This window comes from Nostoc sp. (genome assembly GCF_036917355.1).
Taxonomy (GTDB): Bacteria; Cyanobacteriota; Cyanobacteriia; order Cyanobacteriales; family Nostocaceae; genus Nostoc.
In genome coordinates this window covers 41,139-54,466 of the sequence record NZ_JBALDP010000069.1, presented here as the reverse complement: position 1 = coordinate 54,466, position 13,328 = coordinate 41,139, and the positions used below count along the sequence as shown (strand labels likewise).

Sequence of the window (13,328 nt, the reverse complement as noted above, 5' to 3'; positions counted from 1 at the left end):
GCAGTACATAACCATTACATAAGTCCTAAAATTGTTGCAAAAATCTCAAATCACTAGCATACAATCGACGAATATCATCGATTTGGTGTAACACCATTGCAAAACGTTCTACACCAAAACCGGCAGCAAACCCAGTATAAACTTCTGGATCGTAACCCACAGACTTAAGTACATTTGGATCGACCATCCCGCAGCCCATCACCTCCAGCCAGCGCCCATTCCACTGCAAATCCACTTCAGCAGAAGGTTCAGTAAACGGGAAATAACTGGCGCGGAAGCGAATAGGTAAATCGCCAAATATTGCTTGTAAAAATACTTTAATTGTGCCCTTGAGGTCTGTAAAAGTTAGTCCCTCATCAATGGCTAAAAGTTCTATTTGATGGAAAACTGCTGAGTGAGTCGCGTCTACGTTATCTCGCCGATAAACTCGCCCTGGAGCCACAACCCGAATGGGTGGTTCTTCTCTTTCCATGTAACGAATTTGCACTGACGAGGTATGAGTACGTAAAAGATTCCCATCTGGCAGATAGAAGGTATCCTGCATATCACGGGCGGGGTGATCTGGCGGGGTGTTGAGAGCCTCGAAATTATAGTAATCTGTTTCCATCTCTGGTCCTTGAGCTACGGTGTAGCCCATACCAACAAAGATATCTAGTGCCCGGTCAATAATTCCATTGAGGGGATGAATGCGACCTTGGGGGCTATAAATTCCCGGCATAGTTACATCCAGAGTTTCCGCCTCTAGCTGTACCTGAATTTGTGCAGCTTCCAGGGCGACGCGTTGCTGGTCTAGACTAGTTTGCAGGGATTCTTTGACTGTATTGGCGATCGCTCCAATTTTTGGTCGCTCCTCTGCGCTCATCTGCCCCATACTTCGCAACAGCGCCCCCAGTTCCCCTTTCTTACCCAGATAGTTAACTCTGAGTTCCTCCAGACGTTCTAAGGTGTCAGCGGCTGCGATCGCTTTTTCTCCTTCTTGCCGCAGTGCTAAAAGTTGAGCTTCTAAATTGCTAGTCATTAGTTATTAGTCATTGGTCATTAGTCATTAGTCTATATTCAAAAGCTATGAAGCGGTCGATAAATAAACTTACAGCCATACCATTAACATCAGCTAAAGGTGAGGGTTGAAACCAAACCTCTGTTTATCAGTTAGAGATGATTGGGCTAGTACAGCGGGCGGGTAAATCCAGTTAACATCTCACTTAACAATGAGCAACTTGTCTTAAAGGTAGGCAAAATTTCGCCACACTGTCTAGTGAGTATAAATATTTTTTTGCTGCTTGTGACCTCAGACATTGACAAATGGCTAATAACAAATAACTAATAACTAAATGACCAATGACTAATGACCAATGACTAATGACCATGAAATTACTAATTAGCAACGATGATGGCATTTCTGCCTTGGGGATTCGTACCCTAGCCAACTACTTGGCAGAGGCTGGTCATGATGTGAGTGTAGTTTGCCCAGATCGAGAGCGATCGGCAACTGGACATGGGTTAACTTTACACCAACCGATTCGCGCCGAAATTGTTGAAGGGATTTTTCATCCTGCTGTCAAAGCTTGGGCTTGCGATGGTACGCCTTCAGATTGCGTCAAATTGGCGCTATGGGCTTTGCTGGAAACTCCCCCAGATTTAGTTCTCTCTGGTATTAATCAAGGTGCGAATTTGGGAACTGAAATTCTCTATTCTGGCACTGTTTCTGCGGCAATGGAAGGTTTAATAGAAGGGATTCCCAGTGTAGCGCTGAGTCTGATGAGTCACACATCTAAAGACTTTCAAGCTGCTGCTAAGTTTGCCACAGTTCTTGTAGACCAGTTAGCCCAAAAACCGCTGCCAGATTTAATGTTGCTCAACGTCAATATTCCTGCGGTCAAATGGGAAGAAATTGCCGGAGTTGCTCTCACTCGTCAAGGCCTACGGCATTACACTGATGTGTTTAATAAACGAGTCGATCCTCGTGGAAAAACGTACTACTGGTTAACCGGAGAGGTAATTGAGGATATGGAACCCCCAAGCGGATTAAATCTGCCTCAAAATGTACCTACAGATGTGGAAATTGTACGTAAAAACTACATCAGTATTACTCCGTTACAATACAATCTTACCTACGCAACTGGATTAGAGAAATTATCGGAGTGGGAATTCAATTTTCCTGGAATCATTTGATTTATCAGGACAAAAATGTGGTTATTCAAATGCATCACGGAAAAATGTAGGCTATAACGTAGGGGCACTCTTGAAATAACCGATACACATTCACCCCAAAACCTGGGAAATTCTCACTGACGTATTTCATTCACATTTACACAATCAGCCAGAAACAGGATATGCTGTTTTACCAAGAAATCCTCCCTTTAGCAAAATCGGAGGGACAGCATAAACTTAGACAAAATAAGTAACAATTCTTTCATTTATCGCCCGCTCAGTCCAGCAAGCAACACCCATGTCTAGGATAGAGAATCAATTTACCGTACAATTTTGGGGCGTTCGCGGCAGCATCCCCAGCCCAGGGCCAAACACTGTTCGTTACGGCGGTAATACCCCTTGCATATCAATGCAAGCGGGCGATAAACGCTTAGTTTTCGATGCTGGCACGGGACTACATGTTTTGGGGCAATCTCTGTTGCGCCAAATGCCGTTAGAAGCTCACATATTTTTTACCCACTCTCATTGGGATCACATGCAAGGTTTTCCCTTCTTTACGCCAGGGTTTGTGAAGGGGAATGACTTTCATATTTACGGCGCGATCGCACCTGATGGTTCTACCATAGAACAGCGCCTCAACGATCAAATGTTGCACCCGAACTTCCCCGTACCCTTGCAAATTATGCAAGCCAATTTAAATTTCTACGATGTTCGACCGGGGCAACCAATCCATATCGATGACCTAATCGTAGAAACAGCACCTTTAAACCATCCAGGTGAAGCTGTCGGATACCGCGTTAACTGGCGTGGTGGTGCAGCTACTTACATCACTGATACCGAACATTTTCCCGATCGACTCGATGACAATGTGTTGTGGCTAGCTCGTAATGCTGACATTCTGGTTTACGATTCTACCTACACAGACGAAGAATACCACTCGCCAAAATCCCCGAAAATTGGCTGGGGACATTCTACTTGGCAAGAAGCGGTAAAAGTGGCACAAGCTGCTAACGTCAAAACTCTGGTGATTTACCACCACGATCCAGCGCACGACGACGACTTTTTGGATCGTGTCGGCAAAGAAGCCGCTGAAAAATTTCCTGGGGCTATTATGGCACGGGAAGGATTGGTACTTCAGGTTCCGACCTCAGTTGTCTTATCAGAATCTTTTCCTGTTAGCAAGTTTTCTACTTAAATATTGCGATCGGAGGAATTGGAGATTTTAGATTAGATTGGTGATCGGAGGCTTTCAGCGCTCCTGAAGGCGGTTTACCATAGGGTAGCTTCCTGCTGAGAGCTAAAATAAACCTAAAATCTCAGAATCCACGTGCTAAATTTGTCTAAAAATGGGTGTTCTGTGCGGGTTGCTTTTTCGAGCAAAGGGCTACTAACGCCGACTGCTGTTGCCCTTGGCAAGTTTGATGGCGTTCATCTTGGTCATCAAAGGGTAATTCAACCAGTCTTGCACACTGGTGGTCACTTGTCAGGAACTAGTAGTCCGCACTCAAAGAGAAATCAACTGACAAATCAAGAATATACCTATTCAACAGTTGTCACCTTTGACCCCCATCCACAAGAGTTCTTTACAGGGCAACCCCGGACTTTGTTAACGCCACTGGATGAAAAAGTCCAACAATTGCGATCGCTTGGGGTAGAACAATTAGTACTACTACCCTTTGACAAAGAATTGTCTGCGTTGACCCCCGAAGAATTTGTCGAAAAAATTCTCGTGCAACAACTGCGATGCCAACGAATTAGCATCGGGCAGGATTTTTGTTTTGGCGAAAAGCGCAGTGGTACTGCTCAAGATTTGCAATTACTCGCCGCCAAGCACAATATTCCCGTTACTATCGTTCCCTTACAAACTTATACAGGTGATTCGCTCACCCAAAGTAGTTGCGCCAGTACTACTCCAACTCAGGATGCCCGCATTAGCACTTCATTGATCCGCCAAACCCTTGAGCAGGGAGATATCGAAAACGCAAATCTATTACTAGGACGCCCTTACACCCTCCTTGGTGATGTCGTTCAAGGTCAACAATTGGGCAGAACAATTGGCTTTCCCACCGCCAACCTCCAATTACCAAAAGAAAAGTTTTTGCCTTGCCAAGGAGTCTACGCTGTCCGTGTTTTCACTCTCGATGAAACAACAGATACCGCTCCTAGTGAGAACCTGGGTGTCATGAATATCGGTAATCGTCCAACTGTAAACGGTACTTATTCATCTGCGGAAGTACATTTATTCGATTGGTCAGGTGATTTGTATGGCAAAAAACTGGTCGTGCAGCTAGTTAAATTTTTGCGCCCCGAACAAAAATTTCCTTCTCTCGAAGCCCTGAAAACACAAATTCAACTTGACTGCGTTATTGCTAGAGAAGTTTTGAGTGCTGGAGTGCAAAGTTAAAAGTTAGGAGTTAGGAGTTAGGAGTTGTGAGTGGGAACAATGTATTTAGGGAAATTGGGCATAGGGCATTGTGAGAACTCTTCCCTCATTCGCCCCATTCCTCGCTCCCCACTCCCTATTCCCCATTCCCTACAACGCATGAGAGAAAAAATCGACGCTTTAACACAAAATCTAGCTCTTACCATCGTTGGCAAAGCTGAGGCAATACGTTTAGTGCTAGTAGCATTGCTAGGTGGTGGTCATGCTCTCCTAGAAGATGTCCCTGGTGTTGGTAAAACCTTGCTTGCTAAATCCTTAGCTCGTTCGCTGGATGGCAAGTTTCAACGGTTACAATGCACTCCCGATTTACTGCCAACTGATATTACTGGCACCAACATCTGGAACCCAAAAAGCGGCGAATTTACTTTTCTACCTGGGCCAGTCTTTACCAATGTGCTATTAGCTGACGAAATTAACCGCGCCACACCCCGCACTCAGTCAGCTTTACTGGAAGTTATGGAGGAACATCAGGTAACAGTTGATGGTGTCTCTCGTGCAGTTCCCCAGCCCTTTTTTGTCATTGCCACTCAAAACCCTATTGAGTATCAAGGTACTTTTCCCCTGCCAGAAGCGCAAATGGATCGGTTTATGTTGTCGCTGAGTTTGGGCTATCCTTCTGAGGCAGAAGAACTCCTGATGCTGCAAAATCTTCAAAATGGTATCAAAGTTGCTGATTTACAGCCTTGTATTACCTTGGAAGAAGTACAGAAATTGCGTTACCTCTGCTCTCAAGTAAAAGTAGCAACTTCCTTGCAACAATACATTCTCGAATTAGTGCGGGCAACACGTCAAGATGAGGAAATCGCCCTTGGTGTAAGTCCACGTGGTACATTAGCATTACAACGGGCTGCCCAAGCTTTAGCTTTTCTATTAGGGCGTGATTATGCCATTCCCGATGATGTGAAATTTCTTGTCCCTTATGTTCTGTGCCATCGCCTTATTCCTAGAGGAGGACGCAATTCAAGAACTGTTGTTGAGCGATTATTGCGATCGGTTTCTATTCCTTAAGGTAACGTGACTTCGACAAGCTAAAAAACAGCTATCCGAGGTGGCGATAACTCTATTTCTTGCTGGGGAAAATATTTTTTTACGCTTTTACTCCGGTTCCTTCTGCGTCAGTTTGCACATTGCGTATCAATTCATCCAAACTATCAAGTAAATTTCCTCTCATCACCATTTTAGTAAATACCTCATAATATTCAGACTTGACTGAACTTAAGTTTCCTGAACCTGCCGGAATTTGGGCGTGTTAGGATCTCCTACAAAATCAGGTAGACAATAAATGAAAGCGATCGAAGTTACCGGCAGGATTGATTCTCAAGGGAATCTAGTTCTAGATGAGCCGATTCAGGGAAACACTTATCCTCATCAGGTTCGGGTGATTGTGTTAGTTCCAGAACAAGCAGAAGCAGAAGAGGTTGACCCTGATGATACACCCGTTGAGGAGATTAAAGCTAGTTTGAGGAGAGCCTTACAGCAAGCAAAAGCTGGTCAAACTAGATCAATTAGCGAGCTGTGGGACAGGATTGATGCAGAGTGATAATGCAATTTTAATTCGATTTTCCGATGAGTTTGAGCAATAACTTTACAGACTATCAAAAAGATTTCGCAATATTCGCTCTGATGTTCAACCGATTATTGAGCAATTACAACAAGGGAGTTTTGTCGGCGATCGCTCGCGGACATTGGTAAAGCAATATATTGTTTATAAGGTGAGAATCCGTAACAGTAGTATCCAAAAAGGTAAGAGTGCTGGATACCGATTAATTTATCAAGTTGAGTCACCTACAAATATTTTGCTACTAACTATTTATTTCAAATCTGACCGAGAAGATATTGCTGCAAATGAAATCCGAGATGTTGTGGCTGATTTTTCTAGTGAGTCAGGTTAAAACTACTAGAACATTTTTCCTTGCATAGTCAGTAGTGCGCTGAATAAATATTTATATTACTGTTGTCGATATGAAAAATGTGTTGCTTGACAAAACTACTTACACAAAATTTGAAACACTGCCAATACTGCGTAAGTCTTATGATTAGCACAAGCGCCACTTTTAAATATTTGGGAATGTGAGGAATGTCAATTTTTGTTAAGCGCAAAATCCGCGATGCCTACGGCGGGCTACGCCAACGCCAACCACTACAGCCAAGCGCCGAACGTGAATTTAAACGCCAATTTTTCGGTTTACTTCTGGTAATTGTAACGTGGAGTTTAGCTATGGGCTGGCTTCTAGCCTTGGCAACTAACGCCCAAAGTGCGACTCCTCCCGCTGAAATTGGCACTGTTGATGTAGTACCTGCACAATACCAACTGGGGCAAGAACTGTATTTAGAAAGCTGTTCTAGATGTCACATTGCCATACCACCAGCAGTTTTACCTACCCAAACTTGGAAAAATATTCTGCAAGACTCGCAGCACTACGGCGCACAACTCCAGCCTTTAGTCGATCCGCAACGCATCTTGGTGTGGAAATATCTTTCGACTTTCTCCCGCGTGCAGCTAGACGATGAAGAAACACCATATCGCGTCAACAACTCGCGTTATTTCAAAGCTTTGCATCCAGGAGTTGAGTTACCACGTCCCGTCCAGGTTGGCAGCTGTGTCAGCTGTCATCCTAGTGCTAATGATTACAATTTCCGCCGCCTGACATCACAAGAGGCAGAGGGGCAGAGGAGATAGGGGGCAGAGGGGAAAGATCCTGAGAAAGTTCCCCCCTGCTCCTCGGTAACTGAGCGTTGGTCATTGAGCGTAGCCGAAATGAGCCGAAGTGCTACCCCCCTGCTCTCTCATCTGGGGGCAAAATGATACTATGAAGAAAGAGTAAATATAAGATAAGAGTTCAAACCAATCAGTTTATTAAATGATTGGCTAGTTTTTATCCTGTTTTTGAGGTAATTCTCATTTCACACCCATCCACGACCAAGACGTTTGGGCTGGGTTAAATGTTTATAATCAATGCCAACCCTTTAATTCCCATCCCCTTTGATTCAGTTCTATAACCTGCCATGCTAAAACTTTTGTTGGGCGACCCCAACGCTCGTAAGCTTAAAAAATACCAACCTTCTGTTACTGAAATTAACCTTTTAGAGGAAGAAATTAAGGTTCTTTCCGATGATGAGTTAAAAGGTAAAACCGTCGAATTTAAACAACGGCTCGCTAAAGGCGAAACCCTAGATGACATATTGCCAGAAGCTTACGCGGTTGTCCGGGAAGCAGCACGGCGAGTATTAGGCTTGCGGCATTTTGATGTCCAACTCCTTGGCGGTATCATTTTGCACGTGGGGCAAATTGCCGAGATGAAAACTGGTGAAGGTAAAACACTAGTCGCTACCTTGCCAAGTTACTTAAATGCCCTTACTGGTAAAGGTGTACACGTCATTACCGTAAACGATTACCTAGCTCGTCGGGACGCTGAATGGATGGGACAGGTGCATCGCTTCTTGGGGCTGAGTGTGGGGCTAATTCAGTCAAGCATGACTCCTAGTGAACGCCAGAAAAACTACGACTGCGATATCACTTATGTTACCAACAGTGAGGTCGGCTTCGACTATCTGCGGGATAACATGGCGACATCAATGGCAGATGTGGTACAACGCCCATTTAATTATTGCGTAATTGACGAGGTGGACTCGATTTTAGTTGATGAGGCGCGGACACCACTGATTATTTCTGGGCAGGTGGAAAGACCTACAGAAAAATATCTGCAAGCCGCTGAAATAGCATTCACACTCAAAAAAGACGAGCATTACGATGTAGATGAAAAAGCTCGCAACGTTCTATTGACAGATGAAGGGTTTGCGGAATCGGAAAATCTTTTAGGAGTCACAGATTTATTTGACCCAGAAGATCCTTGGGCACACTTCATTTTCAATGCTATTAAAGCCAAGGAACTTTTCCTCAAGGATGTAAATTACATCGTCCGCAATGGTGAAGTAGTAATTGTGGATGAATTTACTGGTCGGGTGCTAGCCGGACGGCGTTGGAGTGATGGATTACACCAGGCAATTGAAGCGAAAGAACACGTAGAGATTCAGCCAGAAACTCAAACTCTCGCGACAATTACTTACCAAAATATGTTCTTGCTGTATCCAAAACTCGGTGGAATGACTGGAACAGCAAAAACCGAAGAACCAGAATTTGAAAAAATTTACAAACTCGAAGTTGCGGTAATTCCCACCAACCGCGATCGCAGACGTGAAGATTTGTCTGATATGGTCTTTAAGACAGAAGCAGGTAAGTGGGGAGCGATCGCTAGAGAATGTGCCGAAATGCACGAACTCGGTAGACCTGTATTAGTAGGAACCACTAGTGTAGAAAAATCTGAACTTCTGAGTAGGCTGCTGAAGGAATTGACAATTCCTCACGAATTACTTAACGCCCGTCCTGAAAACGTCGAACGTGAGGCGGAAATTGTCGCCCAAGCTGGACGCAAAGGTGCTGTTACTATTGCTACTAATATGGCTGGTAGAGGTACAGACATCATTCTGGGTGGTAACTCCGAATATATGGCGCGTCTAAAGCTGCGGGAATACTTTATGCCCCGGATCGTCATGCCAGAAGATGAAGATGCCTTTGGCGTGCAAAGAGCAGCCGGATTGCCTACAGGACATGGTGGTGGTCAAGGCTTTGTCCCTGGTAAGAAAGTCAAAACTTGGCGAGCTTCACCAGAAATTTTCCCGACTCAGTTAACAAAAGAAACCGAGAAACTACTCAAAGATGCAGTAGAAATTGCAGTGCGTGAGTATGGCGATCGCAGTTTACCGGAATTGGAAGCAGAAGACAAGGTAGCTGTGGCGGCAGAAAAAGCTCCCATTGATGACCCTGTAATTCAGAAATTGCGGGAAGCATACAACTGCGTCAAGCAGGAATACGAACAATTTACTACCCGCGAACATGATGAAGTAGTGGGAATTGGTGGTTTGCACGTAATTGGTACAGAACGCCACGAATCACGGCGGATTGATAACCAGTTACGCGGACGTGCAGGAAGACAAGGCGACCCTGGAACCACAAGATTCTTCCTCAGTTTAGAGGATAACCTACTACGGATTTTTGGTGGCGATCGCGTTGCTGGGTTAATGAATGCCTTCCAAGTGGAAGAAGATATGCCCATCGAATCTGGGATGCTTACCCGCAGTTTGGAAGGCGCACAGAAAAAAGTTGAAACTTACTACTACGACATTCGGAAGCAGGTGTTTGAGTATGACGAGGTGATGAATAATCAACGTCGTGCTATTTACGCCGAACGCAGACGAGTCCTAGAAGGGCAAGATTTGAAAGAACAGGTGATTAAATACGCTGAAAAAACGATGGATGACATCGTTGACTACTACATCAACGTAGACTTGCCCTCGGAAGAGTGGGAGTTAGAAAAGTTGGTTGAGAAAGTCAAAGAATTTGTCTATTTGCTAGCGGATTTACAAGCGAGTCAACTAGAAGATATCACAGTCAGTGAGATTAAAGCCTTCCTCCACGAACAGGTACGAATTGCTTACGACCTCAAAGAAGCGCAAATTGACCAAGTTCAACCCGGACTGATGCGCCAAGCTGAACGCTTCTTTATCTTGCAACGCATTGATACATTGTGGCGGGAACACCTGCAACAAATGGATGCCTTGCGCGAATCAGTGGGATTACGTGGTTATGGGCAAAAAGACCCGCTGATTGAATACAAGAGCGAGGGTTACGAACTCTTCTTGGATATGATGGTTAACATTCGCCGAGATGTGGTTTACTCGTTGTTCATGTTCCAGCCGCAGCCGCAGCAGATGGCACAGGCTTCGTCTGAGATGGTGTAGTAGGGAATATATCACGCAGAGACGCAGAGGTGCAGAGAGTGCTTTTGCGTCTTTGTGTTTTAAGGCATCTCTCAAAAATATTTTGTTTTCAGAAGTATTTTGCTTTGATCCAAAATTTTTATACCTAGCTAACCGATCGACAACATAATATTCATCAAGTAGCTTTAGAAAAGCTTCAGAAAATGCAGAAAGAATTCATGATTTAAGTGAAGCGATCGCAGAGTAAGCTATAAGTAAAACGCTGTTTTTGGATATGAGTCAATTTGTGAGTTCAATTAACCTGCAATTATCTCCAGATTCCATAAGTCAAGGTGAGCAGGCTATTCGTCAAGAAATTGCCTTGCAGTTATACGACCAAAATATTTTTACTTTTGGTCAAGCACGCCGCTTGGCTAATCTATCTGTATGGGAATTTCAGCAACTTTTAGGGCAACAAAAAATTTCACGCCATTATACTGAAATGGATTTAGCAGATGATATTGAGTCAATTAAAACAGGTTCTTGGTAGTTGTGACAGTTATTTGCAACGCTACGCCTTTGATTAACTTCGCTGCTATCTATCGTCTTGATATTTTACAGAGAGTATTTGGGACAATTGTTATACCCCAAGCTGTCTACAATGAAACTACAGGTTCAGGCTTCCTAAGTTCACAATTTATATTGCAAGCAATTGCTTCTGGATGGCTACAAGTTCGTCCTGTTTCAAACATAGCACTCAGCATCCCCCCAGAGCTAGATGATGGGGAGCAAGAAGCCATTTCCTTAGCTCTCGAAACTGGTGAGCTAAACATTTTGTTAGATGAACGGGAGGCTCGCCAAGTAGCTAAAAATTTAGGATTACAGGTAATTGGGACTCTTGGTATTCTCTCGTTAGCAAAAAATAGAAAAATTATTCCTCAAGTACAATCACTACTTGATGCCATGATTGATATTGCCCAATATTGGGTCAATGCTACACTCTATAAACAAGTCTTACAGCAGACAGGAGAATTAGTTGAGTAGTATCTTTATTTCATCTGATAAGAGGTAGACTAAACAGTTTAACTGCTCACTTCACTAGACGATAGCTTTAACTATTAGCTATGATATGAGGCATTATTTGCTCCCTGCCAAATAATTAATTTCTTAATCAGTACTAGACGTATTTATCTAAAAAATAGTTATGGTTAATCGACGATACTATTCTACACGTACAGGCAAAAATTCAGACGCGGTTCGCTTCGATTTGCCCATGCTTTGTCGCTTATTTCGAGATATCTATTTGGAGTTTAAATCAAACGATTGTTTTCAAGAGGCTTTCGGTTATGAATGCGTAGACGAGGGAGGAGTAGCAGGTAAGTTAGGAGGTGATATTGAAGCTCAAATGTTTAGAACTTTGCGAAAGCCTAACTTATGGCAGATCCAAGACAAGTGCGTAAATTATAGTGAAGACGATTTCTTCGATGCGATCGAATTATTACATGATTGGATATCTAAGCCTATTGATGGTTTCCATCATACTTATGCTAATTGTGGTTGGCATTATCATACATTTGACAACAAAGGTGGCCAGAAAAAATTTAGGGATAAAATAAATGATATTATTTGCGACTATAAAGATGGTTATGAACTCTCTGAAAATGGTGAAATTTTAGAACTATCAGAATAAGGTCTAGATTTAAAAACAGAAAGTTTTACCTCTATTAAAAATAAAAAAATGAATATTCAAGAAGCTTTTAATTCTGCCGCAGGAGATTATGATAATCTACGTCGTGTTTTAATTCCCTGTTTTGATGACTTTTACAAAACAGCCGTTGAAATCATCCCAGGCGATCGCACTGCACCACTGAAAGTTCTAGATTTGGGTGCTGGTACTGGACTTTACTCAGGTATGGTTCAGTTCATATTCCCGAATGCAGAGTTCACTTTGCTAGACTTAGCCCCTGAGATGTTAGAAAAAGCTAAATTGAGATTTAGCAAGATGGGTAAATCTCCCAAAATCTTAATTGGTGATTATATTGAAACTGATTTAGGTGATTCATATAATCTGATAATCTCTGCCTTATCGATTCATCATCTGTCAGATGTTGACAAAGAACTTCTTTATCAACGGATTTATGATGTCCTCAATCCTGGAGGGATATTTGTCAACGCCGATCAAGTTCTCGGTAAAACGCCTGATTTAGAAAAACTTTACCGTCAACACTGGTTAGATTCTGTCCGCGCGAAGAATATCTCAGAACAGGATCTCAAGGCTGCACAAAAACGCATGGAATACGATCGCATGGCAACCCTGGATATTCAACTTAGCTGGTTAGAAGCGGCTGGGTTCCAAAATGTGGATTGCTGGTACAAAAATTTTAGCTTTGCTGTTTTTGGTGGTTATCGACCAAGTATTTAACCGCTATTTTTGCGATCGAGATTCCAGGCAGAGGAAAATGGATTATTTGCCAGAACAGTAGCTATTAATTTCGTTGACTATTGAACTTTCTTCGCTACTACTCTTTTGCAGAGATACTAAAAAGCCCTTTGCTGCTGGTAGATTCTTTTTATCTATGGCTGTTGCTGCATTATTCAATTCCTTGCTGATGTTCTGATAGAGTGTGAGAAAGCGTCCTTGGAAACCTTGCAATTTTTCATCTTTAATTTCCAGTGCTTTCATCTCTTTAGCAAGTGGGTCTATCTTAGCAGAAAGTTCAGTTAAAGCTTTGGAACCTTTTGCGGGATTGGGATTTTTAGCGAATTCCTGACCTAGAGTAGATGCCTGATTGGCAACCTTTATAACTTTGTTACATTGAGCAACTTTACTTTCGCCACAACCTGCAAATAATAAAGCGATCGCAGTAGTGACTGAAAGTATAAAACTTTGCTTAAATACGCGTTGCATAGATTCTATGATCTCCAACTATGTTTCGTGAAAGTTGGACAGTAGGAATGGATGGTTAGAGAAAATACT

Annotated in this window: 15 protein-coding genes; 13 read left to right on the top strand and 2 right to left on the bottom strand. The window is 43.0% G+C overall.

Translation table 11 applies throughout. The features are described from left to right. Nucleotides 1–25: 25 nt before the first annotated feature. Entirely contained in the window at nucleotides 26–1,018 is a 993-nt protein-coding gene (gene pheS, locus V7K53_RS22260) for a phenylalanine--tRNA ligase subunit alpha (RefSeq protein WP_012407694.1), read from the bottom strand. A 347-nt stretch (nucleotides 1,019–1,365) separates the two neighbouring features. Between pheS and surE the strand changes: the two genes are divergently transcribed. The 13 genes from surE (at nucleotide 1,366) to V7K53_RS22195 (ending at nucleotide 12,773) form a co-directional block, all read left to right on the top strand. Beyond that, the gene (surE, locus tag V7K53_RS22255; RefSeq protein ID WP_335199820.1) at nucleotides 1,366–2,172 is read left to right on the top strand and encodes a 5'/3'-nucleotidase SurE; all 807 of its coding nucleotides are present in this window, start codon (nucleotides 1,366–1,368) and stop codon (nucleotides 2,170–2,172) included. Between the two features lie 277 nt (nucleotides 2,173–2,449). Further along, nucleotides 2,450–3,346, top strand: a complete 897-nt coding sequence (locus V7K53_RS22250; protein WP_335199724.1) for an MBL fold metallo-hydrolase — start codon at nucleotides 2,450–2,452, stop codon at nucleotides 3,344–3,346. A 132-nt stretch (nucleotides 3,347–3,478) separates the two neighbouring features. Next, nucleotides 3,479–4,555 carry a bifunctional riboflavin kinase/FAD synthetase gene (locus V7K53_RS22245; protein WP_335199723.1) on the top strand — a complete coding sequence of 359 codons (1,077 nt, stop codon included), beginning with the start codon at nucleotides 3,479–3,481 and terminating at the stop codon, nucleotides 4,553–4,555. 138 nt (nucleotides 4,556–4,693) lie between these two features. Then, nucleotides 4,694–5,602 (top strand): AAA family ATPase, encoded by a 909-nt coding sequence (locus V7K53_RS22240; protein WP_335188084.1) that lies wholly within the window; start codon nucleotides 4,694–4,696, stop codon nucleotides 5,600–5,602. Nucleotides 5,603–5,876: 274 nt separating this feature from the next. Then, complete coding sequence (locus V7K53_RS22235; RefSeq protein ID WP_335188082.1) at nucleotides 5,877–6,134, top strand: type II toxin-antitoxin system RelN family antitoxin; 258 nt, start codon at nucleotides 5,877–5,879, stop codon at nucleotides 6,132–6,134. Nucleotides 6,135–6,160: 26 nt separating this feature from the next. After that, a complete protein-coding gene (locus tag V7K53_RS22230) occupies nucleotides 6,161–6,286 on the top strand; it encodes a hypothetical protein (protein WP_335199722.1) in 126 nt (41 codons plus the stop codon). Nucleotides 6,287–6,306: 20 nt separating this feature from the next. Beyond that, nucleotides 6,307–6,486: a hypothetical protein gene (locus tag V7K53_RS22225; RefSeq protein ID WP_335188080.1), complete on the top strand. Its 180-nt coding sequence runs from the start codon at nucleotides 6,307–6,309 to the stop codon at nucleotides 6,484–6,486. A gap of 185 nt (nucleotides 6,487–6,671) precedes the next feature. Next, entirely contained in the window at nucleotides 6,672–7,274 is a 603-nt protein-coding gene (locus V7K53_RS22220) for a cytochrome C (RefSeq protein WP_335199721.1), read from the top strand. 326 nt (nucleotides 7,275–7,600) lie between these two features. Then, nucleotides 7,601–10,393: a preprotein translocase subunit SecA gene (secA, locus tag V7K53_RS22215; protein WP_335199719.1), complete on the top strand. Its 2,793-nt coding sequence runs from the start codon at nucleotides 7,601–7,603 to the stop codon at nucleotides 10,391–10,393. A 253-nt stretch (nucleotides 10,394–10,646) separates the two neighbouring features. Continuing rightward, complete coding sequence (locus tag V7K53_RS22210; RefSeq protein WP_335199717.1) at nucleotides 10,647–10,901, top strand: UPF0175 family protein; 255 nt, start codon at nucleotides 10,647–10,649, stop codon at nucleotides 10,899–10,901. Nucleotides 10,902–10,903: 2 nt separating this feature from the next. After that, complete coding sequence (locus tag V7K53_RS22205; protein WP_335199715.1) at nucleotides 10,904–11,395, top strand: DUF3368 domain-containing protein; 492 nt, start codon at nucleotides 10,904–10,906, stop codon at nucleotides 11,393–11,395. Between the two features lie 160 nt (nucleotides 11,396–11,555). Further along, on the top strand, nucleotides 11,556–12,041 hold the full coding sequence (locus V7K53_RS22200; RefSeq protein ID WP_335199714.1) for a hypothetical protein: 486 nt from the start codon (nucleotides 11,556–11,558) through the stop codon (nucleotides 12,039–12,041). A gap of 48 nt (nucleotides 12,042–12,089) precedes the next feature. Then, on the top strand, nucleotides 12,090–12,773 hold the full coding sequence (locus V7K53_RS22195; RefSeq protein WP_335199713.1) for a class I SAM-dependent methyltransferase: 684 nt from the start codon (nucleotides 12,090–12,092) through the stop codon (nucleotides 12,771–12,773). A 42-nt stretch (nucleotides 12,774–12,815) separates the two neighbouring features. Here V7K53_RS22195 and V7K53_RS22190 read toward each other — a convergent pair whose 3' ends face one another. Then, nucleotides 12,816–13,259, bottom strand: coding sequence for a hypothetical protein (locus V7K53_RS22190; RefSeq protein WP_335199711.1), 444 nt, complete (start codon nucleotides 13,257–13,259; stop codon nucleotides 12,816–12,818). Nucleotides 13,260–13,328: the final 69 nt, after the last annotated feature.

Bases quoted from the DNA above. Each gene is read 5' to 3' on its own strand.
- pheS (WP_012407694.1), bottom strand. From the start codon at position 1,018: ATGACTAGCAATTTAGAAGCTCAACTTTTAGCACTGCGGCAAGAAGGA.
- V7K53_RS22250 (WP_335199724.1), top strand. From the start codon at position 2,450: ATGTCTAGGATAGAGAATCAATTTACCGTACAATTTTGGGGCGTTCGC.
- V7K53_RS22235 (WP_335188082.1), top strand. From the start codon at position 5,877: ATGAAAGCGATCGAAGTTACCGGCAGGATTGATTCTCAAGGGAATCTA.
- V7K53_RS22200 (WP_335199714.1), top strand. From the start codon at position 11,556: ATGGTTAATCGACGATACTATTCTACACGTACAGGCAAAAATTCAGAC.
- V7K53_RS22230 (WP_335199722.1), top strand. From the start codon at position 6,161: ATGAGTTTGAGCAATAACTTTACAGACTATCAAAAAGATTTCGCAATA.
- V7K53_RS22220 (WP_335199721.1), top strand. From the start codon at position 6,672: ATGTCAATTTTTGTTAAGCGCAAAATCCGCGATGCCTACGGCGGGCTA.
- surE (WP_335199820.1), top strand. From the start codon at position 1,366: ATGAAATTACTAATTAGCAACGATGATGGCATTTCTGCCTTGGGGATT.
- V7K53_RS22190 (WP_335199711.1), bottom strand. From the start codon at position 13,259: ATGCAACGCGTATTTAAGCAAAGTTTTATACTTTCAGTCACTACTGCG.
- V7K53_RS22195 (WP_335199713.1), top strand. From the start codon at position 12,090: ATGAATATTCAAGAAGCTTTTAATTCTGCCGCAGGAGATTATGATAAT.
- secA (WP_335199719.1), top strand. From the start codon at position 7,601: ATGCTAAAACTTTTGTTGGGCGACCCCAACGCTCGTAAGCTTAAAAAA.
- V7K53_RS22210 (WP_335199717.1), top strand. From the start codon at position 10,647: ATGAGTCAATTTGTGAGTTCAATTAACCTGCAATTATCTCCAGATTCC.
- V7K53_RS22240 (WP_335188084.1), top strand. From the start codon at position 4,694: ATGAGAGAAAAAATCGACGCTTTAACACAAAATCTAGCTCTTACCATC.